Origin of the sequence: Kribbella sp. NPDC051586 (assembly GCF_044453965.1) — a bacterium.
Lineage (GTDB): Bacteria > Actinomycetota > Actinomycetes > Propionibacteriales > Kribbellaceae > Kribbella.
On the sequence record NZ_JBITDF010000001.1, the window covers coordinates 638,212 to 663,418 of the forward strand.

General features: G+C 68.1%; 21 protein-coding genes. 12 read left to right on the forward strand and 9 right to left on the reverse strand.

All coding sequences use genetic code 11. From position 1 onward, the window contains the following. Nucleotides 1-31 precede the first annotated feature (31 nt). The 6 genes from ACIA58_RS03235 to ACIA58_RS03260 all read left to right on the forward strand — a co-directional run bounded on the left by ACIA58_RS03235 (nucleotide 32) and on the right by ACIA58_RS03260 (nucleotide 6,918). Complete coding sequence (locus ACIA58_RS03235; RefSeq protein ID WP_396401947.1) at nucleotides 32-574, forward strand: hypothetical protein; 543 nt, start codon at nucleotides 32-34, stop codon at nucleotides 572-574. A gap of 141 nt (nucleotides 575-715) precedes the next feature. Next, a complete protein-coding gene (locus ACIA58_RS03240) occupies nucleotides 716-2,266 on the forward strand; it encodes an ABC transporter substrate-binding protein (protein ID WP_396401948.1) in 1,551 nt (516 codons plus the stop codon). After that, nucleotides 2,266-3,243, forward strand: coding sequence for an ABC transporter permease (locus tag ACIA58_RS03245; RefSeq protein ID WP_396401949.1), 978 nt, complete (start codon nucleotides 2,266-2,268; stop codon nucleotides 3,241-3,243). The genes ACIA58_RS03240 and ACIA58_RS03245 overlap by 1 nt, the downstream gene beginning before the upstream one ends. Beyond that, nucleotides 3,240-4,133: an ABC transporter permease gene (locus tag ACIA58_RS03250; protein WP_396401950.1), complete on the forward strand. Its 894-nt coding sequence runs from the start codon at nucleotides 3,240-3,242 to the stop codon at nucleotides 4,131-4,133. The genes ACIA58_RS03245 and ACIA58_RS03250 overlap by 4 nt, the downstream gene beginning before the upstream one ends. Beyond that, nucleotides 4,133-5,281, forward strand: coding sequence for a serine hydrolase domain-containing protein (locus ACIA58_RS03255; RefSeq protein ID WP_396401951.1), 1,149 nt, complete (start codon nucleotides 4,133-4,135; stop codon nucleotides 5,279-5,281). Before ACIA58_RS03250 ends, ACIA58_RS03255 begins: the two co-directional genes overlap by 1 nt. Further along, nucleotides 5,278-6,918, forward strand: coding sequence for a dipeptide ABC transporter ATP-binding protein (locus tag ACIA58_RS03260; RefSeq protein WP_396401952.1), 1,641 nt, complete (start codon nucleotides 5,278-5,280; stop codon nucleotides 6,916-6,918). Before ACIA58_RS03255 ends, ACIA58_RS03260 begins: the two co-directional genes overlap by 4 nt. Here ACIA58_RS03260 and ACIA58_RS03265 read toward each other — a convergent pair. Next, nucleotides 6,915-7,889 carry a LuxR C-terminal-related transcriptional regulator gene (locus ACIA58_RS03265; protein ID WP_396401953.1) on the reverse strand — a complete coding sequence of 325 codons (975 nt, stop codon included), beginning with the start codon at nucleotides 7,887-7,889 and terminating at the stop codon, nucleotides 6,915-6,917. The two genes, ACIA58_RS03260 and ACIA58_RS03265, sit on opposite strands and share 4 nt — an antisense overlap. 35 nt (nucleotides 7,890-7,924) lie before the next feature. Continuing rightward, nucleotides 7,925-8,905, reverse strand: coding sequence for a GNAT family N-acetyltransferase (locus ACIA58_RS03270; protein ID WP_396401954.1), 981 nt, complete (start codon nucleotides 8,903-8,905; stop codon nucleotides 7,925-7,927). A gap of 208 nt (nucleotides 8,906-9,113) precedes the next feature. On the opposite strand from ACIA58_RS03270, the gene ACIA58_RS03275 reads away from it, so the two are divergent. Next, nucleotides 9,114-10,166 (forward strand): DUF1611 domain-containing protein, encoded by a 1,053-nt coding sequence (locus ACIA58_RS03275; RefSeq protein WP_396401955.1) that lies wholly within the window; start codon nucleotides 9,114-9,116, stop codon nucleotides 10,164-10,166. On the opposite strand, the gene ACIA58_RS03280 is transcribed toward ACIA58_RS03275, so the two are convergent. The 5 genes from ACIA58_RS03280 to ACIA58_RS03300 are packed head-to-tail and all read right to left on the reverse strand — an operon-like array spanning nucleotide 10,055 to nucleotide 15,646. After that, nucleotides 10,055-11,083: a RimK family alpha-L-glutamate ligase gene (locus ACIA58_RS03280; protein ID WP_396401956.1), complete on the reverse strand. Its 1,029-nt coding sequence runs from the start codon at nucleotides 11,081-11,083 to the stop codon at nucleotides 10,055-10,057. The two genes, ACIA58_RS03275 and ACIA58_RS03280, sit on opposite strands and share 112 nt — an antisense overlap. Then, on the reverse strand, nucleotides 11,080-12,441 hold the full coding sequence (locus ACIA58_RS03285; RefSeq protein WP_396401957.1) for a hypothetical protein: 1,362 nt from the start codon (nucleotides 12,439-12,441) through the stop codon (nucleotides 11,080-11,082). Before ACIA58_RS03285 ends, ACIA58_RS03280 begins: the two co-directional genes overlap by 4 nt. Nucleotides 12,442-12,451: 10 nt before the next feature. Continuing rightward, a complete protein-coding gene (locus tag ACIA58_RS03290; protein ID WP_396401958.1) occupies nucleotides 12,452-13,186 on the reverse strand; it encodes a TfuA-like protein in 735 nt (244 codons plus the stop codon). Beyond that, on the reverse strand, nucleotides 13,183-14,487 hold the full coding sequence (locus ACIA58_RS03295; RefSeq protein WP_396401959.1) for an MFS transporter: 1,305 nt from the start codon (nucleotides 14,485-14,487) through the stop codon (nucleotides 13,183-13,185). Before ACIA58_RS03295 ends, ACIA58_RS03290 begins: the two co-directional genes overlap by 4 nt. Then, nucleotides 14,480-15,646, reverse strand: coding sequence for a YcaO-like family protein (locus ACIA58_RS03300; RefSeq protein WP_396401960.1), 1,167 nt, complete (start codon nucleotides 15,644-15,646; stop codon nucleotides 14,480-14,482). The genes ACIA58_RS03295 and ACIA58_RS03300 overlap by 8 nt, the downstream gene beginning before the upstream one ends. Nucleotides 15,647-16,048: 402 nt before the next feature. Here ACIA58_RS03300 and ACIA58_RS03305 point away from each other — a divergent pair, with 402 nt between their 5' ends. From ACIA58_RS03305 to ACIA58_RS03325, 5 genes are all read left to right on the forward strand, one after another. Then, on the forward strand, nucleotides 16,049-16,495 hold the full coding sequence (locus ACIA58_RS03305; protein ID WP_396401961.1) for a MarR family winged helix-turn-helix transcriptional regulator: 447 nt from the start codon (nucleotides 16,049-16,051) through the stop codon (nucleotides 16,493-16,495). Continuing rightward, entirely contained in the window at nucleotides 16,492-17,706 is a 1,215-nt protein-coding gene (locus ACIA58_RS03310; protein ID WP_396401962.1) for an MFS transporter, read from the forward strand. The genes ACIA58_RS03305 and ACIA58_RS03310 overlap by 4 nt, the downstream gene beginning before the upstream one ends. Nucleotides 17,707-17,771: 65 nt before the next feature. After that, the gene (locus ACIA58_RS03315; RefSeq protein ID WP_396401963.1) at nucleotides 17,772-20,180 is read left to right on the forward strand and encodes a GH116 family glycosyl-hydrolase; all 2,409 of its coding nucleotides are present in this window, start codon (nucleotides 17,772-17,774) and stop codon (nucleotides 20,178-20,180) included. A 1,481-nt stretch (nucleotides 20,181-21,661) separates the two neighbouring features. Beyond that, a complete protein-coding gene (locus ACIA58_RS03320; protein ID WP_396401964.1) occupies nucleotides 21,662-22,192 on the forward strand; it encodes a TetR/AcrR family transcriptional regulator in 531 nt (176 codons plus the stop codon). Nucleotides 22,193-22,204: 12 nt separating this feature from the next. Further along, nucleotides 22,205-22,702, forward strand: a complete 498-nt coding sequence (locus ACIA58_RS03325) for a DUF2867 domain-containing protein (protein ID WP_396401965.1) — start codon at nucleotides 22,205-22,207, stop codon at nucleotides 22,700-22,702. On the opposite strand, the gene ACIA58_RS03330 is transcribed toward ACIA58_RS03325, so the two are convergent. Together ACIA58_RS03330 and ACIA58_RS03335 are read right to left on the reverse strand one after the other, a co-directional pair. After that, entirely contained in the window at nucleotides 22,659-24,485 is a 1,827-nt protein-coding gene (locus tag ACIA58_RS03330; protein ID WP_396401966.1) for an ABC transporter permease, read from the reverse strand. The genes ACIA58_RS03325 and ACIA58_RS03330 overlap by 44 nt on opposite strands. 69 nt (nucleotides 24,486-24,554) lie before the next feature. Next, nucleotides 24,555-25,109 carry a TetR/AcrR family transcriptional regulator gene (locus ACIA58_RS03335; protein WP_396401967.1) on the reverse strand — a complete coding sequence of 185 codons (555 nt, stop codon included), beginning with the start codon at nucleotides 25,107-25,109 and terminating at the stop codon, nucleotides 24,555-24,557. Between the last annotated feature and the right edge of the window lie 98 nt (nucleotides 25,110-25,207).

Below are 25,207 nucleotides of genomic sequence, written 5' to 3' on the forward strand. Positions count from 1 at the left end.
ACACGGTTCTCGTGTGCGGAGGCTTTCTTGTATGACGATTCTTCTCTACAAGGCCGCCGGCGACACCCGTGGTGACGACATCCTCCCCCTCAACCAGCTGCGCGTGCACCACCCCGATCTGTACGAGCGCCATGCCGCGAAGTACGCCGCTCGCCCGGACCGCATCAACACTCCGGTCTATCCGCTGGACTGCACCTGGGGCGACGTGGTCTTCCTGTCACCGGTCCACCCCGCCCCGATCTTCGAGGCCATGCAGGAGTCCGGCCGGATCGGCCCGGTCGTGATCGACTACTGGACCCTCGACGCCGAGCTCCTCGATCCGGCCGTCACCTGCATCCTGCTCAAGCGGCACGACCCCGAAATGCGCCCGCAACCGCCCGAGGACTACATCCCGTACTCCGCCGAGGCCGCCGCCGCGCTCGCCACCCCGTCCGAGCAGGCCCTCCACCGGCTCCGCAACCTCAACGCCACCGAGCCGCTCTACCCCTGGGCCGACATCCCCCACATCCTCCACCGCGGTCCGATCCCCCTGAGCCGCTTCCGCACTACTACCGGTATACCGGTAGTGAGGTGATCGGCACGTAGAGTTCGAGTCGGGTAAGAATATTTACCGACCGGATATCAATTAGGGAATATTTTGACCTAGGGTCGACACGGCGCCGTCGCCCGGGCGTTCGATCGCAACAGCACCCCACCCGATGCCAAGGAGGCCCCCGTGTTCAAGGTCAGCCGCACCGGCGGTCGCGCGTTCAGTGCCGGCGCCGCGGTTGCCACCGCCACCCTGCTGGTCGCAGGGTGCTCAGGCAGCACCCCCTCGGGCTCCGGTTCGGCCGGCACCGACGCCGCGCTGGTCTTCGGCATCACCGCGGATCCGACCCAGATGGTCCCGTGGACCAGCACCTCCGAACAGTCGATCCAGGTGCTCTCGCAGATCTACTCGACGCTGCTGGACACCGACGCGGACCACAATCCGATCGCCGGCCTCGCGGAGCTCCCGAAGATCTCCGCGGACGGGATGACCTACACCTTCGCCCTGAAGAAGGGCCTGAAGTTCACCAACGGCTCCGCGCTCGACTCGACCGATGTGAAGTACACCTTCGACAAGATCATGGACCCCGATTCCAAGGCCAGCTCGAGGTCGTACTTCGCCTCGGTCGCGAGCGTCACCGCGCCGGACCCGCAGACGGTCGTGGTGAAGCTGAAGAAGCCGGACGCGTCGTTCCCCGTCGGCCTGACCGGGGTGAACGCGGGCATCGTCCCGTCGGACGTCGCGGTCGGCAACCTGGAAACCAAGCCTGTCGGCTCCGGCCCGTACGAGTTCGTCAAGCGGACGCCGAACGAGTCGATCAGCCTGCAGCGCAACCCGGACTTCTTCGGTGGCAAGCCGGGCGCGGCCAAGCTGGAGTTCCGCATCATCCCCGACGACCAGTCGATGGTCTCCGCGCTGAAGACCGGATCGGTCGACGTGGCGGTCTTCGACAACCCCGTGACGGCCAAGACCGCGACGTCGGACAAGGTCAAGGTCGACACCGTCTCCTCGCTGCAGTACCACGTGCTGCAGCTCCGGGCGACGTCCCCGGCACTGACCAACGTGAACGCCCGGCTGGCGATCCAGTGTGCGATCTCCCGCAAGGAAGTGGTCGACTCCGCCGCGCTCGGTGCGGGCGACATCACCGGCCCGATCACCTCCCCCGAGTTCAAGTCCGACCCCAACGCCCAGCCCTGCGCGACGCAGGATCTCGCGAAGGCGAAGGACTACCTGGCCAAGGCGGGCAAGCCCGGCGGATTCGCCCTGAACCTGATGACCTCGCAGGGCCTGTACTCCACCGCGGTGAACGAGGCACAGAACGTCCAGGCGCAGCTCGGCAAGATCGGCATCAAGGTCAACGTGCAGACGCTGGACTCGAACACCTACGTGCAGAAGTGGCTCGCGGGCGACTTCGAGGCCGCCATCGCGCAGAACGGCGGCAGCGCCGACCCGAACACCATGTACGCCCGGTACTTCACGTCGACCGGCAGCTACAACAAGGTCGCCGGCTACGGCTCGCCCGACCTCGACAAGTTGTTCGCCGAAGGCATCGCGACCACCGACACGAACAAGCGGCAGGCGATCTACAAGCAGCTGTCCGAGCAGCTCGTGAACAACGCGGCCTGGGTGTGGCTGTTCACGCCGAAGGAATTCATCGCGGTCAACACCAAGGTCCAGAACTTCGAGGCGCGCAGCGACGCCAGCCTCTCGACGCTCTGGAAGGCCTCGCTGTCCTGATGAAACACCTCCGTGCCCTGGCACGCCATCCCATCACCCGACGGGTCGGCGAGGCCGTACTGACGCTGGTGGGCGTGTCCGTTCTGACCTTCGTGCTCCTGCGGGTTGTGCCCGGCAACCAGATCACCGCGTCGTACGGCACTGCCGCCGGTGAACTGTCACCCGAGCAGGTCCGGTCCCTCGAGGCGTTCTACGGCCTCGACAAGTCACTGCCGGTCCAGTACTTCGACTGGCTGCGCGGGGTCCTGACCGGCAACCTGGGCGTCTCCACCACCTCGCACGTGAGCGTGGCGCAGCTGACCGCCCAAGCGTTGCCGAACACCCTCGAACTGGCGATCCTCTCGATCCTGGTCGGCCTCCTCCTGGGGGTGCCGCTGGGGGTGGTGGCTGCCAGCCGTCCCGGCAAGCCACGGGACAACGTCACCCAGCTGGGCAGTCTGCTGGCGTTGTCCGTTCCGTCGTTCCTGCTGGCCACCGTCCTGGCCAGCTGGTTGGCGAACACCTTCGGTTGGTACCCCAACGGCGAGGGGTTCCGTACGCTCGTCCAGGCGCCGGGCCTCAACCTGGAACAGATGATCCTGCCTGTCCTCGTGCTCGGAATCAGTCTCGCTCCGCCCGTCCTGCAGACCACGCGCACAGCGATCCTGTCCATCCGCGCGGAGGACTACGTCCGCACGGCCCGGGCCAAAGGTGTGCCCGAACGACGACTGCAGATCAGGCACATTCTGCGCAACGCCCTGATTCCGGTGGTGACGATGACCGGCCTGCAGTTCGGCTTCCTGCTGGGGGGCGCGCTGGTGGCCGAGCAGATCTTCGCCATCCCGGGGATCGGCCGGCAGGTTCTGCTCGGCCTCACCCAGAAGGAGTACGCCGTCGTGCAGAGCACCGTGCTGATCATCGCCACGATGTTCGTCCTGGTGAATCTGCTCACCGACCTGGTCTACCGCCTCGTCGATCCGAAGGCGCGCGTCCGGTGAGCGCCGCGACCGAGCTGAACAACGTTCCTGACGTCCCGATCGACGCCACACGGCGCAGGCGCGGCTGGCTCGCCGCCTTCCGAACGCCGGCAGGCATCGTCGGGGTGATCCTGATGCTGCTCGTTCTCGTCGTCGCACTGCTCTCGCTGTTCGGCCTCACGCCGTACGACCCCGCGCACCAGAACGTCGCGGACTCGCTCAAGTCTCCCAGCTCGGCGCATTGGTTCGGCACCGACCAGTTCGGTCGTGACATCTTCTCGCGGGTCGCATCCGGCCTGGCGAACTCGTTGCGGATAGCAATCGTCTCGGTGGCCGCGGCGGCGATCTCCGGGACCGTCCTCGGTGTGCTCGGCGGCTACTACCAAGGGATCGTCGACCGCATCGTCGGTGTCGTCACCAACGTGCTGTTCGCCTTCCCGTCGCTGCTGCTGGCGCTCGCGCTGGCCGCGACGCTGAAGCGCAGCTGGGTGACGGTCAGCATCTCGATCGCCATCGTCTACCTGCCGATCTTCGCGCGCGTGGCTCGCGGTCCGGTGCTGACGCTGCGCACCGCCGACTACGTGCTGGCCTCGACCGCGATCGGTCGCAGCCGGTTCTCGACCCTGTTCGAGCACGTGCTGCCCAACATGCGCGGCATCCTGGTCGTGCAGGTCACCTTGTCGCTGTCGTGGGCGATCCTGACCGAGGCATCGCTGAGCTTCCTCGGCTTCGGTACGCCGCCTCCGGCCGCGTCGCTGGGTGGCATGGTCTACGACGCGCAGACGCTGTCCAGCGTCGCGCCGTGGATGCTGCTGTTCCCTGGCATCGCACTGATCGTCGCAGTCATCGGCCTCAACCTCCTCGGGGACAGCCTCCGCGCCGCCCTCGACCCCAGGTCCGGAGGCCGTTGATGACCGCACTCGGCGACATCGTCGACCGGCTGCTCGGGCTCGGCGACGAGCGCCACCGGCCGGCCGGCGCGATCATCGGAGTACGGATCGGCTCGCAGAGCCACGTTGAAGCCGGAGGCTGGGCGGTCCTTCCGGGTCCCGGCACCGCCGGTGTCCCGATGACTCGCCAACTGGCCTTGGACCTTGCCTCGGTCACAAAGGTTGCCTCGACGACCACGCTCGCCATGTGCTTGGTCGCCGAGGGCCGGCTGGACCTCGAGGCACCGGCCAAGCGGTATCTGCCGCACTTCATCGGCGATGCCACCGTCGAACAATTGCTGACCCACACAGCCGGACTACAACCTTGGTGGCCGCTGTACTGCGAACCTGGCGACCGCGACGATGCCCTGCACCATGCGCAGACAATTCCTCTCGCCACTGCGCCGGGCACCACCTGGACGTACTCCGACCTCGGGCTGATCCTGGTCGGCCACATCATCGAACGCATCACGACGCTGAGCCAGGCCGACGCCTTCCAGAAGTTGATCGCCGAGCCGCTCTCCCTCAACGCCTCCTACGGTCCGATCCCCGCCGAGCAAGCTGTCACCAGTGCGGACAGCGATGCCTACGAGTTCCAGATGATCGCTACTGGCCGGCCGTACGCGGTTCCATTCACCACGGAGGACTTCGAGGGCTGGCGCCACCGGAGCCTTCGCGGCGAGGTCAACGACGGCAACGCTGCCCATGCGCTTGGCGGCGTCGCCGGGCACGCCGGTCTCTTCGGTACGGTCGACGATCTCCTGCTGCTGGGCGCCGCACTACGAAGTGGCGAGCTGGTCGGCCGCGAAGTACTGGAGCGGTTCGCACGACCGACGGCCGTTCAGCCTGAGCAGGCGATCGGATTCCGGCGGATGCGGACCATGACCGGCCAAGGGCCGCTGACGTTGCTCCACCACGGCGGGTTCACCGGCACCTTCTTCGCTGTCGGGCTCGAGCGTCCGGTGGTGATCGCCGGTGGCGCCATGCGTCTGCACGGCACCCTCGGCCCGGTGGGATCGGTCGTCCCAACGGACCGCCTGGCTTCCGGCGCCGAGATCAGCGCCTGCCTGCTGGACGGCGCTGTTCAGCTGATGGATCACGACTCCGCGACCGCGAGTGAGGAACGATGACCACCACCCCCGCACCGGCTCGCGAGCTGGTCCTGAAGGTCCGCGAACTGTCGGTCACCTTCACCACCTCGCGCGGCGAGGTGGAAGCCGTCCGCAACGTCAGCCTCGACGTCGCCGCTGGTGAGACACTCGCGATCGTCGGCGAGTCGGGCTCCGGCAAGTCCACCCTGGTCGCGTGTGTGAATCGGTTGCTGGCCGACAACGGCCGGATCTCGAGCGGCACGATCATGCTCGACGATCTTGACCTCACCGCCGCGAGCGAGAAGCGCATGACCGGCATTCGGGGCAACCGCATCGGTCTGGTCCCACAGGACCCGATGACGAACCTGAACCCGGTGATGAAGGTCGGCGCACAGATCGTCGAGGCGCTCGAGGTACACGGCTTGGCCAAAGGACAGGCCGCTCGCACCGAAGCCGTCCGACTGCTCGGTGAGGCGGGCATCAGTGATGCGCAGGCGCGCTTCAACCAGTACCCGCACGAGTTCTCCGGCGGCATGCGGCAGCGGGTGCTGATCGCCATGGCGCTCGCGTGCCGGCCCGAAGTACTGCTGGCCGACGAGCCCACCTCTGCGCTCGACGTGACCGTGCAACGCCTCGTCCTGGACCAGATGGGACAGCTCGCTTCCGAGCTCGGCGCCGCCGTACTGCTGATCACCCACGACCTCGCACTGGCCGCGGAGCGCGCCGATCGGGTCGCGGTCATGTATCGCGGCGAGATCGTCGAGACCGGTCCGGCGACCGAGCTCATCGCCGATCCGCAGCACGAGTACACCCGCCGGCTGCTCGCCGCTGCGCCGGGCATGGCCAGTGCGAAGGTCGCTTCGGTACGTCCTGCCGCCGACGAGGCAGCGCGGGAGAACCTGTTGGAGATGACGGGCGCCGTCAAGAAGTACCGCATCCGTGGCCGCACCGACCCGTTCCTTGCCGTCGACAACGTCGACCTGGTCATCCCGCGTGGACAGACCGTCGCGATCGTCGGCGAGTCCGGCTCCGGCAAATCCACGACCGCGCGTCTCGCGCTGCGGCTCGAGGACGCCGACGGCGGCACCGTTCGCTACCGCGGCACCGACGTCTCGGCTCTGCGAGGCAAAGAGCTGATGGCGTTCCGCCGCTCCGTCCAGCCGGTGTTCCAGAACCCGTACGGTTCGCTCGACCCGCGGTACACCATCGGACAGGTCGTGGCCGAGCCCTTGCGCGTCCACAAGATCGGCGACGCCGCGGCCCGCCGGAAGGCGGTGACCGGACTGCTGGACCAGGTCGCCCTGCCGGCCTCCTTCGCCGACCGCTACCCACACGAACTCTCGGGCGGTCAGCGGCAACGCGTCGCCATCGCCCGCGCTCTCGCGTTGAACCCGGAGCTGGTGGTCATGGACGAGGCCGTCAGCGCACTGGACGTTCTTGTCCAGGAGCAGATCCTGGACCTGATGGTCTCACTGCAGGACGAGCTAGGACTCTCGTACCTGTTCATCAGTCATGACCTGGCCGTCGTACGCCTGGTGTCCCACCACGTCTACGTGATGAGTGCGGGACAGGTCGTCGAGTCCGGGGACCCGGACACCATCTTCCGGTCCCCGCGCGAGGAGTACACCAAGCAACTGATCGCCGCGATCCCCGGCCACACCCTCACCGCGGCCTAGCGGGCCAGATACCGCCGTACGTCGTCGGCGACCTGGACCCGGCTGTCCATCTCGTACTTGCGCAGGATCGTGCTGAGGTGCGACTTCACCGTGTTGAGGCTGATCCCGAGCTCGGTGGCGAGCTGATCGTTGTCGTAACCCTCGACCAGCAGTAACGCCACACCCTGCTGCGCGCGGGTGAGGGCGGTGAAGCGGCGCTCCGGTCCTTCGTCGACGTCGAGCATCATCTCGATCAGTTCCGACTGGGTCTGCTCGGCCGACCGGATCAGGCCTTCCAGGTGGACCCTGACGGCTTCGGCCATCTCGCCGGCTTCGAGCGCCTCGGCCGCCGTCGTACGCAACGAGGCGATCCGGTTCGAGAGGTACTCCATGACGTGATCGGAGGTGAGTGCGTCGGGGGTGTCGGCGCCGGCCGGGAGCAGGCGCAACGCGTCGCGGTCCTCGACCTCGCGGTTCAGCACCCGGGCGACCATCTCGGCGAGCCACTCGAACGCCCGAACCGCGTTGTCGTCGTAGCTGTCCGGCTGGTAGCTCTGCATCGAGATCATGCCGTGCAACTGGCCGGCGTGCCGGAAGAGCGGCACGGTCACGGCGTCGGCCGACTGCTTGCTGGTGTCACCGCACGGCACGCCGGCGTTGAGCACGGCGCCGTTGTCGTAGGCGAAGCGGTAGGTCTGGCGATGCTTGAGCAACCAGGCCGTCTGACCGTTCGGTCCGTAGGTGTGCGTCGCCGGATCGTCGAACTTGCCGCCGTCGTAGCCGTACGGATAGCGCACCCGGTTCGACCCTTGCAGGAATCCGACGTAGAACGTGTCGACGCGAGCGAGCTTGCACGCAACGCCACGGACATAGTCGTACAGCCCGTGGTGATCGCTGCGGTACAGCGCCTCGATCTTGTGGAAGGCCTCGCGCAGGATGATCGCCGTCTCGGCATCGAGCCGCAAAGCTCCCTCAGGTTTTCCGATCGGCATATTGTCCCCCTCCCAGTATGCACCGCCCCCACAGCTCACGCGCTTCGTTCGCTCCGATCCCCGGCGAATCCTGCCTTTCTGAGTTCCTCCTCGACCTCGACTGCGCGGTGCCGGGCCAATCCTCGATGCGGTTCTCTTTCGGGCCAGGCGACTACGCCGTACTTCGGTTCGACCCTGCAGCCGCGGATCCGCTTGGCCAGATAAGTGCCGGTCCCGAACACGAACCGGCTGATACCGTTCGCAATCCCCCACCGAATCGGTGCGTAGAAGAACAGGTTGAAGTAGGTGAAGTTCGGGTCGCCTTGCGGTACACCCACGGCGCGGACGTACAGAGTCTCGCGATCGCGCAGGCACACCACGATCCCCGTCACCGCACCGTCCAGCTCGCCGCGAAAGGTGAGCACCGCGTCGTCGACGGTACTTCGCAACAGGTCGTAGCCACGCAGCAGAACCTCGGCGCCGCTGCGGGTGCCGTGCCGAGCCTGCAGCCCCGCTTGCAGCTCGGCGGTCGCCTCGTCCAGCCCACCCGTGCCGTGGGTCACGATCACCCGGCTGCCGCTCCCCTCGAACCGCCGGATCTCCGCCCGCGCTGCCGACCGGCGATCACGGTGCAGACTCGCGAGGTATCCGTCGAAGTCGGACCAATTCGCATCCAGGACACAGACTCCTGCCGTCGTCAGCGGAACGGGATCAGCTCCAAGAACACCTGCGGCGATCGTCGCCGACTCCGCACTGTCCAGGAACGGCATCGACAGCGTCCTGACCTCGTCCTGCCGCGCGATCTCACGTAGCGCTTCGGCCGCTGCCCGGAACGCTGTGTCCGATGGACCGCCGGGCCCGATCACCGGGAAGTGCACACCGTCGAGCACACCGACGATCGCCGGATACAACTCCGTCCCGACCGAACCGTCACCGAGCAGTAGCTCCGGTCGTCGTAAGGCGAACGCCGGCGAGTCGTCGAAGACGTGGTAGGGCGCCAGCGCCACGAATTCGCCGGCCGGGCCGGAAACGCACATGTACCGCAGACTTCCGTGGGACGCCTGTTCGCAATAGCTGAACCACGCCGCGGATTCGAGCAGACCCGTTTGCGCCGCGATCGCTTGTTTTGCAGGAAGTGGCAGATCCCGGACGGACGAATGCACACTGAACGGCATTGTGATACCTCTCCTGTCGGTAAGTGATCGTGTCCTCGGAAATCGGCCGGACGGAAGGCGAGCAGATCACATGCGCATCGCGATTCACGCCGAAAGGGTCTTCAGCGCCCACGGACCCAAACTCGCCCAGGCGGCGCTGCGCTACCGCGGGGACGAGGTCGTCGCGGTCATCGATTCCACCAACGCGGGCCGGACGGTCGCCGACGTCACCGGCGACGACCGGATGGCACACATGCCCGTCGTCGCCGACGTCGAGGCAGCCCTCGAACACGCCCCGGACACCTTGCTGATCGGCATCTCGCTCCTGCGTACCTCGGTCCCCGACGAGCTGCGACGCGACGTCCTCACGGCTCTGGCCAGCGGTCTCGATGTCGTCTCGGGCCTGCACTACGCACTGGGCGCGGACGCCGAGATCGCCAAGGCGGCGGCCTTCCACGGTAGGTCCGTCCGCGACCTGCGGCGCCCGTCACGGGACGACTTCGAGGTCGTGCCCACCCGGCGACGAGACGGAGCCGGATGGGTGACGCTGACCGTCGGCTCCGATGCGTCCGTCGGCAAGATGACGACCTCGCTGGAGCTCGATCGAAGCGCGAAGGCGCGTGGGCTGTCCTCGATCGTCGTCGCCACCGGACAGACCGGCCTCTTTCTGGTGGACCGCGGCTTTCCGGCGGACCATCTGGTCGCGGACTTCGTGCCGAGCGTCGCCTGCGAGGAGACCTCGAGCGCCGCCCACGCCGCGGACCTCGTGTTCGTCGAAGGGCAGGGCGCGCTCACCCACCCCCTGTACTCGAACGGCACCCTGGCTCTGCTGCACGGCGCCGACCCGGACGCACTCATCCTGTGTCACCGGGCCCGGGCCACCGAGATCGCCGGAGTACCGGGGGCATCCCTTCCGCCCTTGGCGGACCTGGTTGCCATCCACGAGCAGGCCGCGACCTGGTGCTCCCAGCGCGCACCGCGGGTCGTCGGCATCGCTTTGGACACGAGCCGGCTCGACCCTGCATCGGCCCGTCACGAGGTCGACCGCATCGAGACTGCGTCCGGCCTGCCGGTCTCGGATCCGATCCGCTTCGGTGCCGGGACACTGCTCGAGGCAGTGGTCGCGGCGAGTGCCTCCAACTGATCGGTGACCAGGGCTGTGAAGCCGTGCGGAGTGCGGTCGTGCTCGGTGCCCTCGACCGTACGCCAGACCGTGAGACCCTCGTTGACCTCGATGATCACCGGTCCCGACGGCGACTCGACCAGGTCGATCACCGCCGAGTCGAGGCCGAGAGCCACCACCGCACCGAGGACGATCTCCTCGAGCCCCGGTGAGATCGGCGCCCGCTCGACCTTCAACGGATACAGGAAATGCCGGACGGCACCGTCGGGCGAGGTGCTGACGTGGTAGTCGGCGGCGGCGATGGTCGACCCGATCACCACGACCCGCAGATCACGCGCGGGATTGGGGACGAACGGCTGGGCGCACAACGTCTTGTGGTGTTCGAGGAGATGCCATGAGGCGATCTCCTCGCGGATCCCCAGCACCGTGCCCTCCTCGATCCCACGCCCGCCCGGGCGCATCCGAACGACATCCAGCGAGGCATGTCCCCAGATCGGCTTGAGCACCACCTCGCCCCAGTCCTTCATGCAGGCCTGGATGTCGTCCTGGCTGCTGACAGATCGTGTTTCCGGGACAGGCAGACCTGCCCTGGCCAGGAGCGCCGCCTGCCGCAGCTTGTTGCGGCAGCGCCGGATCGCGGCCACCGGGTTGCTGATCCGGGTCCCGGCCTCCTCGAGTGCCTCGAGTTCGTCGTAGATGAGCGCCAGGTCACCCGCCGAGCGGCGGGTGATGACCCGGGACTTGACCACGGCGACCCGCGGCGCGGCAACCGGCTGTCCGTCGCGGACCGCACCGGCGAGCCCACCTGACATCGCCAGGTCGTCCCAGTCGACGATGCGCCCACGCAGACCGCGCTCGGCCAGCGCGGCGCACAGTGCGAGGTTCTCCCAGCTCTGGGAGAAGCGGTCGAGGAACCAGACGTCGTCCCGGGCGGTCACTGCTGGTCCTCGACGGCCACCGGGAGCATCAGGCCGCGCCCGCCCACGTTGATGATGGTGTCGACCGAGGCACGGCACATGTAGCCGGCGAACTCGCCGCCGAAGACGAAGGCGTCGAGCCCGTGCTTGAGCCGGCGGAACTCGACCGAGGTCCCGTCGACGACCGGTACATCCACTTCCGGCAGTGGTACGAACTCCTGGACGACGTGCCCGCCGCCGGCAGCCTGCGCGACCGCGGCCGACCATGCCTGCGGCGACGTCTCGCCGCCGATCACGACCCCTTCGCCGCGGGTGCGGTCGTTCGGTTTGAGGACCAGCCGCTCGCGGTGCGCGACGACGAACTCGGCCAGGTCGATCACCCGGCCGTCCGGATCCGTCGTACGCCCCGCCTCGACGACCCGGGTCCACGGGATGTGCTTGGCAATGGTGTCCTGTTGCCGGGTGCCGAACAGATCGGAGTTCGCGGGATCGGTGAGGAAGGCCAGCATGCTCTTGTCGTCGAGTACGCAGTGCGCGAGCAGATTCGGCAGCATGCAGATCTCGCCGCGAACCATGGCATCGAGGTACGGCCGGGCCGGGGGGTGGTTGATCAGCTTGACCTGGTCGAGCTTGTTGTAGGTCACTGAGACCTCGAAGTCCCCGGCGAGCATGCCGCGGCCGGTGGTGCGGCGGCGTAACTGGGTCGCGTCGAGTTCCCTGGCCGGTACGCCGAGCCGCTCGAACCCGTCGACCATCAACGCGACCTCGTTGGCGAACTCCCCACCCAGGCCGACGACGGCCGCGCCCTCCGGTGCGGTGCCGAACTGCTCACGGTGCGCGCCGATCAGGAAGCGGAGGAACATCAGGTGGTCGGCGCCGAACGGCTGATCGCCGTACGACGGCGCCTCCATGTCGAGAAGGGACGCGATCGACTCGGCCCAGAGCCGGAGCTCTGCGCCGACCTTGATGACGCCGCCCGGCCCGCCGGTGCTGGCCTCGATCATCTTGAAGTCGCCCGCCTCGGTCAGCACGCCGTCGAGGCGGAAGACCCCTGCGGTCGGACGGATACCGGGATCGGCGAGCAGCAGCGCTTCCGCCGCCCGGTACGCCGGGAAGTGCGCGCGCACCGCGGCGTCCTGCCTGTAGAGATCGGCAGCGGTGTCGAGCACGCCCAGGACGTCCCTCGCCGCAGTGCGTACGGCGGCGTCCTCGCCCGCGCTCAGCGACAGCGGCATCAGCGAGACCGGATCGAGTCGGCGCTCGAACAACAGCCCGCCCTCCTGCCGGCGGCTTGCGTAGCCGGCGTCGGCACGGACGAACTCGGCCGCCTGCCGGACGGCAAGATCTGCGAGCGTTTTGGCGACGTCGATGGCGGACATGTGGGCCCCCTCAGTGGTCGGCGGATTCCTCGGCGCGGAAGTTGTCCCAAGCGTTGGTCGGTTCGAACGAGATCGCCGGCGGCGCCGGGCTGGCCGCCGCGATCCAGTCCCGGACGACGCCCAGCGCCTCGACGGCGTCTGCCCGCTTCGGATCGGGACCGGTGCTCTCGACGTACGTCCGTAGCGCCTGGGCTTCGGACGACGGGAGGCCGCAGCGTTCGACATCGCGGTAAACGTGCGCCCAGTGGCGATCGGCATAGAAACGCGCCTTGGACAGGGCCACCAGCCGATCGGCGAGCCCGGATTCGAGGACGCCGTTCCGGACGGCGTCGCGCAGACCGTGCCGGATCGTGACCATCGGAACGGAGATCGACCGAAAGCCGTGCTCCTCGGCGGCATGCGCGACGGCGACCTCGTCGTCATCGGTGAAGACGCCGTCACGGTAGCCCTGGTAGATCGCGCCGATACCGACCATCGGCGTCCCGAGGAGCTCCGCTGCGCGCAGCGCACCCATGCTCGACGAGCCGAACACCGCGACGCCCTCGCCGAGGGCGTAGAGCAGTTCCTTGTGCTGCACGCTCGGAACGCTGTGGAAGTAGCCGTCGATGATGAGCAGGGCACCGAAGCCCTCGTCCACTGCCCGGACGACATCGCCTGCGGCCGCGGGCGGCCGGTGCTCGACGACTGCCGCGGCCGTGACGTCGGCAGCGGAGATGGTGGGCCCGGCAAACACAGCAACTCTCATGTCTCCTCCTGATGCTGTGCAGGAGCAGCCGAGGGGCCTTCCGGCAAGTCGCGAATGGTGCGGATCCGGCGCCGGCACAACTGGCTCAGGGACAGCGCCGCGACAGCAGAGCAGAGGGTCAGGGCAACGATCGGACCGCGCCGCTCGCCCAGCGGCGCCAAGGCGTCGACCGAGATGCCGCCCAGCAGGGCCCCGACAGGGATGGTGCTGAGATTGATCGTGCGCGCCGTCGCCTGGACGCGACCGAGGAACGCGGCCGGGGTGATCCGCTGCCGCAGCGTGATCACCGTCGCGTTCCAGACCGGCAGCCACATCGAGGAGACGAACATCAGACCCATCAACCACAACGGAGCGCCGCCCAGCAGACTGAGGGGCGCCAGCAGCCAGATCATGCCCTCCAGGCCGGTCAGCAAGAGGGTGTGGCCGACGCCGATGCGGCGGAGCAGCCAGGTGGTGGTCGCGGCGCCGGTGATCGCACCGACCGCGCCGACGGTGAACACGACACCGACGGCGCCCGCCGACAGGTCGAGGCTTCGGTACATGAAGACGATCAGTACTGTGCGGTTCGCGTTGATCCCGAGGTTGCGCAGGGCGGCGGATGTCGTCAGCGAACGCAGGATCGGGTTACCCCAGACCAGGCGGATCCCGGCCGCGATGTCCGCGACCAGATGGGTACGCCGTTCCGGGCGCTCCGGCTGAGGTTCCGGCGTACGGATCGAGGCGATCCCGGCCATCGAGGCTGCGAAGGACGCGGCGTTCGCACCGAAGGCGGCCGCGATCCCGCCGAACTGCAGCAGCAGGCCGCCCACGGACGGTCCGGCCAGCCGGGAGACCGAGTTCGACAGTTCGAGCCGGACGTTGCCACGGGCGAGATCGTCGCCGATGAGCAACGACGGCAGGTAGGTCTGGTAGGCGATGTCGAAGAAGATCGTCGCCGTCCCGACGACCGCCGCGACGACGTACAGCAAGGGCAACGACACCCATCCGGCCGCCGCGCAGACGACCAGGACGACGAAGCACGTCATCCGTACGGCGTTGGCCGCGATCATCACCGGCTTGCGACGGACCCGGTCCATCAGCGCCCCGGCGAACAGACCGAGCACGGGGTAGGCGACGGTGCCGACCGCGTTCAGGCCGCCGACCTGGGTCGCGGAGGCGCCGAGGCTGATGATGGCCGCGGTCGGCAGCGCCAGGGTGGCCACCTGATCGCCGAGCAGGCTGACCGACTCGCCGAACCACAGAGACCGGAAGTCGCGCGATCGGCGACTGCCGAGCGTTGTCGTCGTGTCGGGCTCACTCATCGAAATCGGCCAGAAGTCTCGGCGGCGCACACATCCCGAACGGGCCGTGGAGTCCCGGCACAATGACCTTCACCACGCTGGGTACGGACTCGCCCTCGGCGAGCGGGACGACGACCGGCTCTTGGCCGAGACGATCCTGAATCGTCACGCACAGCTGGGGAAACAGCCGCTCGGGGTCATCGTCCGACACGCTGGACGGCCAGGCGACTGTCGGGTTCTCGGCATCGGTCTCTGCCCAGACAGCAGCGGCGAGGTCCGGCGACGCCGCGTGCGCCATCTCGGTCCGGCCGAGATCGTCCCGGCTACCTGAGATGTAGGTCAGCCGTTTCTGCAGCGCCTCGAGGACCGCCGCCGCGAATGCTCGCTGCGGACTGGGATGGCAGGAGAAGCCGTCGTGTACTCCGCCGCCTCCCCACACACCCGCTTCGGGGTGCGCCATCGTCACAGCGCCGACGCAGGGAACCCCAACGGCGCTCGTCACATCCCATGCAGCCACTCTGATGCCGGCCCGGTCGGCTGCCTCCAGCAGGAAGACACAGTCGGCGTCGTCGACCGTGCCGAGATCGATCCGGCGGCTGTCCGCACTGTGTCGCCACCGCCACTCGGCATCGCGCTCGATCACCTCACATAGTCCGTGCAGCGCTGCCGCAGCCCGGGTCGCGCCGGAGGCAAGCCCGTTCGACGTGCGCGCCAGCCACGGCGGCGTCAGGCTCTTCGAGCGATAGTCCAGCGAGGTCACCTCATACGGCGTCCACACCGGCTGTCCGCTGAGCGCACCGAAGCCGCGAAGCCAACTGGTACGACGACTACGAAGGTCGAGACCCTGCGGGCAGTCGACGGCCGGCGGCAGAGCCTCCGGGTCGACGGCGGCTCCGATCAGCTCCGTGTACGGCGTGTCGAGCAGGTCGGGCTCGACGTACTCGGCGTACCAGCACTCGAGGCTTTCCATCAGCGCGCCGACGCGGGCCGCGGCCGGCGTCGTCCCCTTGCCGATCGCGATCACCAAGGAGCGGGCCGACGGGCGGAACCCCAGAGCGACCGGGACCCCGACGATGTCAAGGCCGGTCACGTCGCCGATCCGCGTGATGCCGGCGTCGGCCGACAGCTGCGCGAAACGATCGAAGGTCTGCTGAGCCCGCTTGTCCTGAATGCGTTCCATATAGGTCGTCAGCAGGCCCGGCAGTCGCGAACGCGACCACCGGGCCCCACCGATTCGACTACCTGACAGCCCGGGCGGCACCAACACCGTGGACGGACTTCACCGCGCGAGCGGCACCGACACCGTGGACGGACTTCACGGCCCGGGCGGCACCAACTCCCTGGACGGACTTCACCGCGCGGGCGGCACCAACCCCGTGTACCGCCTTCACGTTCTCGTTCATCGCGACTCCCCTCGTTCGGTCCAAGGCCAACGGGTCACGACGGTAGCCAAGTCACCGGTCGATCACTACCGGTCATGACCGATTTTCCGTCGGATTGCAGGAAGTTGCAGTGCCGCCGGCACAAGTGATCTGGTTCACTTCGGTAGAGATACATAGCATTCCTATGTATATTTGGAGCTGTGATCGCAACAGACCTGACTCGGCTCGGCGAAGACATGGTGGTCGCGTCGACGCGGCTGTCCCGGCTCGCCACCCGGAACGTGAACACGCTGCCGCACGCCGCGATGCGCGTGCTCGGGCGGCTCGACGAGCTCGGCCAGGCCCGGATCAGTGAGCTGGCCAAGGCCGATCGCTGCTCGCAGCCGACGATGTCCAACCTCGTGCAGCGGCTGGAGGAGCAGGGCTGGGTGAACCGCGCCCAGGACCCGGCCGACTCCCGCGCCAGTCTGATCAGCCTCACCGACGCGGGCCTCGCCGAGCTGCGCAGCGCCCGCCACCAGGCCGGCGTCGCGCTGGCGTCGCAGTTGGGCCAGCTCCCCGCGACCGACCTCACCACCCTCGAGGCCGCGGTCACCATCATTCGCAAACTCCTCACCCTCGAGCCTTTGGAGGACACGCCCCGGTGAGCAAGTCATCGTTCCTGAAGCAGCCCAAGTCCGTCTGGGCGGTCGCGTTCGCCTGCGTGATCGCCTTCATGGGCATCGGCCTGGTGGACCCGATCCTCAAGCCGATCGCCGAGCAGTTGCACGCGAGCCCGTCCCAGGTCTCGCTGCTGTTCACCAGCTATATGGCAGTCATCGGCGTCGCGATGCTGATCACCGGCGCCGTCTCGAGCCGGATCGGCGCGAAGCGCACCCTGCTGATCGGCCTGGCCATCATCGTCGTGTTCAGCGCACTGGCCGGCATGTCCAACAGCATCGGCATGATCGTCGCCTTCCGGGCCGGTTGGGGCCTCGGCAACGCGCTGTTCATCGCGACCGCGCTCGCCACGATCGTGAACTCGGCCGCCGGCTCGGTCGCCGAGGCGATCATCCTGTACGAGGCCGCCCTCGGCGTCGGCATCGCGGCCGGTCCGCTGGTCGGCGGTGAGCTCGGCACGATCTCCTGGCGCGGCCCGTTCTTCGGCGTCGCCGTGCTGATGACGATCGCGCTCGCCGCGACCGCGTTCCTGCTGCCCGCATCGCCGCCGGAAGCCCGCCGTACGTCGATCGTCGAGCCGCTGAAGGCACTGCGGCACCGGTCGCTGGCGACGGTGGCGATCACCGCGCTGCTGTACAACTTCGGCTTCTTCACGCTGCTCGCGTTCACCCCGTTCCCGTTGGCGATGTCGGCGCGGCAGATCGGGCTGATTTTCTTCGGCTGGGGCCTGTGCCTCGCGTTCACGTCGGTGTTCGTGGCGCCGCGGCTGCAGCGCCGGTTCGGCACGCTGCCGGTCGCGATGACTGTGCTGCTGCTCTTCAGCGCAGACCTCGCGGTCATGGGTCTCTTCGCCCACCACAAGGCGGTGCTGGCGATCGGCGTGGTCGTGGCCGGTCTCTTCCTGGGCATCAACAACACGCTGATCACCGAGGCTGTCATGTCGGCCGCCCCGGTCGAGCGCGGTACTGCGTCCGCGGCGTACTCCTTCGTCCGCTTCTCGGGCGGTGCCGTCGCCCCGTGGCTGGCCGGGAAGCTCGGCGAGGAGTTCAACATCCAGCTGCCGTTCTACGTCGGCGCCTTCGCCGTGCTGCTCGCGGTCGGCGTTCTCGCCACCGGCTGGAAGCCGCTGTCGCACCTGCGGGTGCCCACCAACCATTCCGAGGTCGAGGCCGAGGCGCTCACCGTCGCCGACGCCTGATTGGTCTACCCGACCCGCCGGAGATCGATTTCTCCGGCGGGTCTTCGCGTTTAGGGTCGGTAAGTATGTGGCCCATCCTGCGCACGTACACCGGACGCAACCTCCGTCGGATCGCCCTGCCGCTCGGCGGCATCGGCACCGGCACGGTCAGCCTCGGCGGCCGCGGCAACCTCCGCGACTGGGAGATCGTGAACCGGCCGGCGAAGGGCTTCCGCCCGGGTACGGCGTTCTTCGCTCTTCGCACCGAGTCGCCAGACGGCGCTGTTTCTGCTCGCGCCGTCGAGGGTCCGCTGGACTTGAGTGAATACGAGGGGGCGCATGGGAGCGGCGCGCAGAATCACGGTCTGCCTCGGTTCCGGGAGGCGACCTTCGCGACCACCTATCCGTTTGCGCGACTCGAGCTCCACGACGACGACGTACCGGTGGATGTTGCGCTGGAGGCCTTCAATCCTTTGATTCCTACCGATGTCGAGGCGAGCTCGTGGCCGGTGGCGGTGCTGCGCTTCGTCGTCACGAACCGAAGCTCTTCGTCGATGGAGGTGTCGCTGGCCGGTGCACTGGAGAACTTCATCGGCCGGGACGGGACGAGTGATGTTGCTGCGGGCAACTACAACACGGCTGCGGACGGGGAATCCGCGCGCGGCGTGCTGTTGCGCAGTCGTGGGGTGGATCCGGCCGCGGAGCAGTTCGGGTCGATCGCGCTCGCCGTACTGGACGGGTTCGATGTGACTCGCCGTACTGGATGGGCTGATCGGACCTGGGGCGACAGTCTGCTGGACTTCTGGGACGACTTCACCGCGGACGGGCGCCTTGACGAACGCGTCAGCGAATCCGCGACCCCGGTCGCGTCCGTGGCGGACCGTCGTACGATCGCCGCCGGCGCCACTTCACGCTTCACCTTCGTTCTCGCCTGGCACTTCCCGAACCGGCGCGCCTGGGAGAAGCCCGACCTCGTCGGCAACTACTACACGACGCTGCACGACGATGCCTGGACCGCCCTGTGCCGGTTCGCACCTCAGCTCGACGCGTTGGAGCGTGAGACCGTTGCCTTCGTCAATGACTTCGTGTCGAGTGATCTGCCTTTGGAAGTCCGAGAAGCAGCGCTGTTCAACTTGAGCACGCTGCGGACGCAGACGGTCTTCCGTACGCCGGACGGGCGGTTCTTCGGCTGGGAAGGCTGCTCGGATCATGTCGGCAGTTGTTTCGGGAACTGCACGCATGTGTGGAACTACGAGCAGGCGACACCGTTCCTCTTCGGCGAGATCGCGCGGTCGTTGCGTGAGGTCGAGTTCGCACATGCGACCGACGATGCCGGGTTGATGAGTTTCCGTGTGGGTCTGCCCTTGTCGTCGAGCGCCCGTGACTGGAGAGTCGCGGCCGCGGACGGCCAGCTCGGGTGTTTGGTGAAGCTGTACCGCGACTGGCGACTGAGCGGTGACGACGAGATGCTCCGCTCGTTGTGGCCTGCTGCGCGGCGGGCGCTCGAGTTCTGCTGGATCCCCGGCGGGTGGGACGCCGACCGCGACGGGGTGATGGAGGGCTGCCAGCACAACACGATGGACGTCGAGTACTACGGGCCGAATCCGCAGATGCAGTCGTGGTACCTGGCGGCGCTGCGGGCGTGCGAGGAGATGGCGGCGTACCTCGGCGATGACCTGGCTGTTGAGTGCCGGAAGCTGTTCGCCCAGGGCAGCACGTGGATGGACGAGCAGCTGTTCAACGGCGAGTACTACCGGCACGAGATCCGCCCGCCGGCGTCCGTCGACGAGGTGGCCGCCGGGCTGCGCGAGACGATGGGTGCCGAGGTTCCGACGGATCCAGTGCTGCAGCTGGGCGACGGGTGCCTTGTCGACCAGTTGGTCGGGCAACACCTCGCTCGGCTGACACAACTGGGCACGCTGCTCGACGAGGACCATGTGGCCACGACGCTGCGCAGCATTCTTCTGCACAACGGGCTCGATGGGTTCGCGGGGCATTTCAACCACATGCGGAGTTACGTCCTCGGCGACGACGAGTCCGCTGTACTGATGTGCAGCTATCCACGGGGCAACCGGCCCGAGCGACCGTTCCCGTACTTCACCGAGGTGATGACGGGCTTCGAACACATCCTCGCCGTCGGCCTGATCACCGAGGGCCTGGTCGACGAGGGTCTACAGGTCATCGCCAACATCCGTCGGCGGTACGACGGCGAACGCCGCAACCCGTACGACGAAGCCGAATGCGGCCACCACTACGCCCGGGCCATGGCCAGCTGGGGCGCCGTCATCGCCCTCACCGGCTTCGACTACAACGCCCAGACCGGCACCATGCGCTTCGCTCCCCGCCTCCCCGACACGCATCAGATCTTCTGGTCCACCGGCAACGCGTTCGGCACCTTCAACACCACCACCCGCACCCTCACCACCCGCCGAGGCCACGCCCACATCACGTCGCTCTACCTGCACGACGAGGAGATCCCGCTCCACCACACCTGACCCCAAACCGCGACCTGCGAACCACACAAGCGAAACCTGCACCACCAGCAACCGAACCCTCGCGCCCACCCCAACTCACGAAGCCCAGCCGGCAACCGACACCACCACCACCGCCGCCCCACACCCACACCCCCGTCAGCCCAACCGACACCTGACCCCGGCACCGACCCCGCCGGCTCACACCCACGCAGACACGCAGACGCCCGGCCGCCGGACGCCCGGACGCCCGGACGCCCGGACGCCCGGACGCGCAGCAGACAACCAACCCCGCACCGACAACCCCAACCCTCGCACCCACCCCAACCGCGCGAACCTTCGCCAGCCCGGCCGGCATCCATCCCGCCACCACATCCACAGCCCCAACCCACACCAACCCCCAGACCCGCACCGACCCAACCGGCACCCCCGCCGACAACCACACCCCACCTCCACCCACCCACAAACCGCGCGAACCCGCCGCAGCTGAACCCTGCACGGACGACCAGCAGCTCGGCCACCCCGCAACCACGCAGACCCTCGCAAACCAGCCAGCAACCGACCCAGCACCGACAATCGCGGCCCCGCCCCCGCGCCAGCCGCGCGGACCGGGTCGGTCGGGTCGGGTCGATCGGGTCGGGTCGATCGGGTCGGGTCGGGTCGGTCGGGTCGGGTCGGTCGGGTCGGGTCGGTCGGGTCGGGGTCGGGGTCGGGGTCGGGGTCGGGCTAACGCCGTCTCTGGCAGCTGAGTGCAGGCAGATGCCTCGGCTCTCCTGGCGCACTCGCCCGGCCAGCGAGTCGTGGCAGATGGCTCGCGCCTGTGCCGCCGAGTCGTGAATCGCGGCTCCCGCCAGCAACCAGAACTCACGACTCACCGGCCGAACGCCGCGGACCGGCAGCGGCGGACCGGCAGCGGCGGAGCGGGAGCGACGGAGCGGAGCCGCACTCGCGCCAGCCGCGCGGACCGGGTCGGTCGGGTCGGGTTAACGCCGTCTCTGGCAGCTGAGTGCAGGCACATGCCTCGGCTCTCCTGGCGCACTCGCCCGGCCAGCGAGTCGTGGCAGATGGCTCGCACCTGTGCCGCCGAGTCGTGAATCGCGGCTCCCGCCAGCAGCCAGAACTCACGACTCGCCGGCCGAACGCCGCGGACCGGCAGCGGCCGCGGCTGAGCGGAGCCGAGCGGGAACGGCTGAGCGGAAGCGGCGGAGTAGGGAGCGGCGGAGTGGGGGCGGTGGACGGCGGGACAGCCGCGCGGACCGGGTCGGGTCGGGCTGACGCTGTCTCTGGCATGGCTCGCCCGGCCAGCGAGTCGTGGCAGATGGCTCGCACCTGTGCCGCCGAGTCGTGAATCGCGGCTCCCGCCAGCAACCAGAACTCACGACTCGCCGGCCGAACGCCGCCTACCGGCAGCGGCCGCGGCTGAGCGGAGCGGGACGGGCGGAGCGGCGGATGGGCGGAGCGGTGGATGGGCTGACCATACCAAACCGTATGGTATGTTTTTGGGTATGGTGACGCGGACTGAGTGGTTGGAGGCGGGGCTTGAGTTGCTGGCGACCGAGGGGGCGCCGGCGATTACGATCGAGCGGTTGACCGATCAGCTCGGGGTGACGAAGGGGTCGTACTACCACCACTTCGGGAGTGCCGGCGGGTTCAAGACGGCGCTGATGGAGTACTTCGAGGCGCTGAACACGACCCGGTTGATCGACACCATCGACGCGGAGGTCGCGAAGCCGCGGGCGAAGCTGGAGCATCTGCTGCGGCTGGTGCTGGCTGATCCGGACAGTGCGGCGTTGGAGATCGCTGTGCGGGCGTGGGCCTTGCAGGATCCCGACGTGCGGGCGGCGCAGCAGCGGGTGGACGAGGCGCGGACGGCGTACCTGAAGGAGCTGTGTCGCGGGCTGGGCGCGGACATCGATCCGGACCGGTTCGCGCAACTGCTGTATCTGATCCTGATCGGGGCCGAGCAGGTGTTGCCGCCGATCGGACGCACTGATGTGCGCGAGATCTACAACCTCACTCTCCGCCTGATCGATTAGAGGGAGCGAACGATGCCGATCACCCTGCATGAGCTCGACGACCTGATGCCCGACATGGACGAGGTCGACGTGAAGACGGCGCGTGGCGACGTGACACTGCGGGAGTTCGTCGCCGGCGCGCTCAGCCACAGTCCCTTGTGGATCAAGGGACTGTTCGCGATCCGGATTGCGGTCGCGCTCGTACTGCGCCTCGAGACGGCGACCGTGCCGGATTCGCGCCGGATGCGCCCCGAGACGGTGAGCTTCACCCCGGGCGAGAAGGACGCGTTCTTCACCGTCGTACGCGGCGAAGAGGACCACTACCTACTGCTGAAGATCTCCGACAACCACCTCATCGGCTACCTCGCGTTCTTCACCGACAACGAGCGGCCGGCCACGTTCAAAGTGGTGACCCTGGTGCAGTACCTGCGCCCGGCGGGGCGGTTCTACTACAACCTGATCCGCCCGTTCCACCACGTCCTGATGCTCAGCATGTGCCGGGCCGGCGAGACGACGCACGCCAAGCGGTGAGCGCGGCCGCCGTCCCGACCACGACGAGCGCCGACGCGAAGAGCAGCCCGAGCAGCCGCCACGGAATCGCCAGCGCCGCGAGGCCGTAAGGCCCCGCGGCGATCCCGGCCAGCGCGGCCGCGGCAACGAGAGCCCCAAGCAGTACGCCGACCACGACAACCGTCGCGGACTCCACCACGGCAACAGCGACAACCTGCCCACGCGTCAACCCTGCCATTCGCCCGAGCCGGAACTCGCGCCGCCGATCAGCCGTCGACATCACCACCGCGTTGACGACCGCGACGGCGGTGAAAATGCCCGCGAGCCCCATCAACGCAGCGAACAGACCCGAGTTGCTCCGCTGCTGCACATCACCACGCGCCGCAGCCCATTCCTCGACCGTCTGCCCATCCATGGTCGTACCAGGCGCGAGCCGGACCAGCGTCTCGGTCCGCCCACCCGCCGGCAGGAGACTTCGCGGGATGAAGAAGTTCTCGCTGACGTCGAGCGTCTCCGGCATGACCGCGACGACCGTGACCGCGATCCGTCTGTTGCCAAGCGCAACCTTCAGGACCGACCCGAGCTGGTAGCCCTCCACCGCCATCCCCGGTCCGATCGCGATCGTCCGCCCGGTCAGCCGATCCAGCGATCCTTTCCGCGGCCGCAGCTTGTGCGTCTGCTGGTAGGCCGCCGGATCGATCCCGATCGCCTCCGAGTACACCGTGTTCTTCCCGCGCGTGACAGTGATCGGTACGACGGTCTGCGCCGATGCAGCGACGATCCCCGGACCCGGCGCGACGGCGTGATCAACCACGACATCCGCGGTCATCAGCCGCTCCTGCTCGACCCCGACCGCCTTCGCCAACGAGCCGAACGTCCCCCACAGTCCGACGACCAGCCCGACGAGCACGATCAACGGCGCCGCGGTCGCCGCACTCCGGCGTACCGCGTGCAAGACGCCGGCCCGGGCGAGGTCGGCGATCAAGTTGCCCCGGACAACGACTGCGGGGACGCGAGCGACCAGCGGTACGACGACCGGGCTCAGCTGGCTCAGCGCGACGGACCCGCTGATCATCACGACCAAACCGATCATCAACCCGGCAACGAGATCCCGCGCCGCCTGGGCCACGATCACCATCAGCACCGTGCCGAACGCGGCCGACAGTCCCCAGAACCACCGCCAGCCCGTCATCACCCGCCGCGCGGCCGACCCCTCCACGACCGCCTCGAGCGCACTGATCCGCGAAGCCCGCCAGGCCGCAGCTAGTACTCCGGCCAGGGCCGTACCCACGCCGACGACCATCGCCGCCCACACCGCGCCCGGATCCCACGGCGCCTCGAACCAGCTCGGCAGCATCCCCAGCCGCACCAGCAGCCATGACTGCGCCCAGGTAGCGACCAGACCGAGAGGCACCCCGACCACACTGCCCACCAGTCCGAGCAGTCCGGCCTCAATCACCACCATCAGGCACAGATACCCCCGCTGCACCCCCACCAGGCGCAGCAAGCCGAACTCCCGACGCCGCTGCACCGTCATGAATCCGAACGTCGTACTCACGATGAACACACTCAGGAACACGGCCAGCATCACCGACATCCCCAGCAGCGTCGCGGCACCGACGTACCCCTCCCGCACCTGCGCACGCTGGTACGCCGACAGTCCTGCCGGCAGCACGGGATGATCCGTCGCAGCCAGCATCTGCAGCCCGGACTGCACCAGTCCGACCCCGAGCGCAACAGCGACCACCGCACCGGCGAACAACTGCCACCTGGTGCGCAGCGCCCCGACAGACAACCTCAGCATGCGTCCAGCCAACCTGCTGCGACCGGGGCGGGCTCTGGCCTGCGCACCCGGCCACAGGTAGCCCGTGCGCTACCTCAGCACGTCGATCAGTGCAGCGACATCCTGCCGGTCGATCTCACGTGCACCTATCAGTGCCTGCATCAGCAACCCATCCAGAGCTGCGACGAGTAGCCGCGCCTTCTGCGGATCCGCAATGAACGTCCGGGCTATCTCCGTCAACGGCTCCAACCACGCCCCGGCCGACTCACGGAGATCCGCCCGGCGCGCGGCGTACAAGTACAGCTCGTAGAGCGCCAGCGTCCGGCCACGCCGCCGTACGACGCTGTGCTCGATCAAGCGCGCCAGTTCATCGGCCGGGCGAGCACCCAGCTCGCTGCCCCGACCATGTAGCTCGACGGCCAGGTCCTCGGCGGCTGAGCGGAGTGCCGCGACGAGGAGATCGTCCAGCGTCGGGAAGTGGTAGGTGATCGAGGCGACCGAGACATCGGCCGAGGCAGCCACCGCACGGTGGCTCACACCTGCGACTCCGTCGCGTTCGATCACGGCCAGCGTTGCCCGCAGCAGCTCGCTCCGCCGCTGCTCACCGCGCCGTCGCCGACCGTCCGCAACCCTCCTGACCTGCACGAACAGCAAACTATCAGGACGTCTGTACGGATTGTTTTTGGTGCCCGGAATCGCGAGATCGACCGGTTTTCCCGATTTAGGCTCGGATGTCGTGGCCA

Coding starts and splice junctions, on each gene's coding strand:
- ACIA58_RS03255 (WP_396401951.1), top strand. CDS start 4,133: ATGACCGCACTCGGCGACATCGTCGACCGGCTGCTCGGGCTCGGCGAC.
- ACIA58_RS03300 (WP_396401960.1), bottom strand. CDS start 15,646: ATGGAACGCATTCAGGACAAGCGGGCTCAGCAGACCTTCGATCGTTTC.
- ACIA58_RS03295 (WP_396401959.1), bottom strand. CDS start 14,487: ATGAGTGAGCCCGACACGACGACAACGCTCGGCAGTCGCCGATCGCGC.
- ACIA58_RS03325 (WP_396401965.1), top strand. CDS start 22,205: ATGCCGATCACCCTGCATGAGCTCGACGACCTGATGCCCGACATGGAC.
- ACIA58_RS03290 (WP_396401958.1), bottom strand. CDS start 13,186: ATGAGAGTTGCTGTGTTTGCCGGGCCCACCATCTCCGCTGCCGACGTC.
- ACIA58_RS03330 (WP_396401966.1), bottom strand. CDS start 24,485: ATGCTGAGGTTGTCTGTCGGGGCGCTGCGCACCAGGTGGCAGTTGTTC.
- ACIA58_RS03315 (WP_396401963.1), top strand. CDS start 17,772: ATGTGGCCCATCCTGCGCACGTACACCGGACGCAACCTCCGTCGGATC.
- ACIA58_RS03260 (WP_396401952.1), top strand. CDS start 5,278: ATGACCACCACCCCCGCACCGGCTCGCGAGCTGGTCCTGAAGGTCCGC.
- ACIA58_RS03265 (WP_396401953.1), bottom strand. CDS start 7,889: ATGCCGATCGGAAAACCTGAGGGAGCTTTGCGGCTCGATGCCGAGACG.
- ACIA58_RS03275 (WP_396401955.1), top strand. CDS start 9,114: ATGCGCATCGCGATTCACGCCGAAAGGGTCTTCAGCGCCCACGGACCC.
- ACIA58_RS03245 (WP_396401949.1), top strand. CDS start 2,266: ATGAAACACCTCCGTGCCCTGGCACGCCATCCCATCACCCGACGGGTC.
- ACIA58_RS03270 (WP_396401954.1), bottom strand. CDS start 8,905: ATGTGCGTTTCCGGCCCGGCCGGCGAATTCGTGGCGCTGGCGCCCTAC.
- ACIA58_RS03320 (WP_396401964.1), top strand. CDS start 21,662: ATGGTGACGCGGACTGAGTGGTTGGAGGCGGGGCTTGAGTTGCTGGCG.
- ACIA58_RS03235 (WP_396401947.1), top strand. CDS start 32: ATGACGATTCTTCTCTACAAGGCCGCCGGCGACACCCGTGGTGACGAC.
- ACIA58_RS03285 (WP_396401957.1), bottom strand. CDS start 12,441: ATGTCCGCCATCGACGTCGCCAAAACGCTCGCAGATCTTGCCGTCCGG.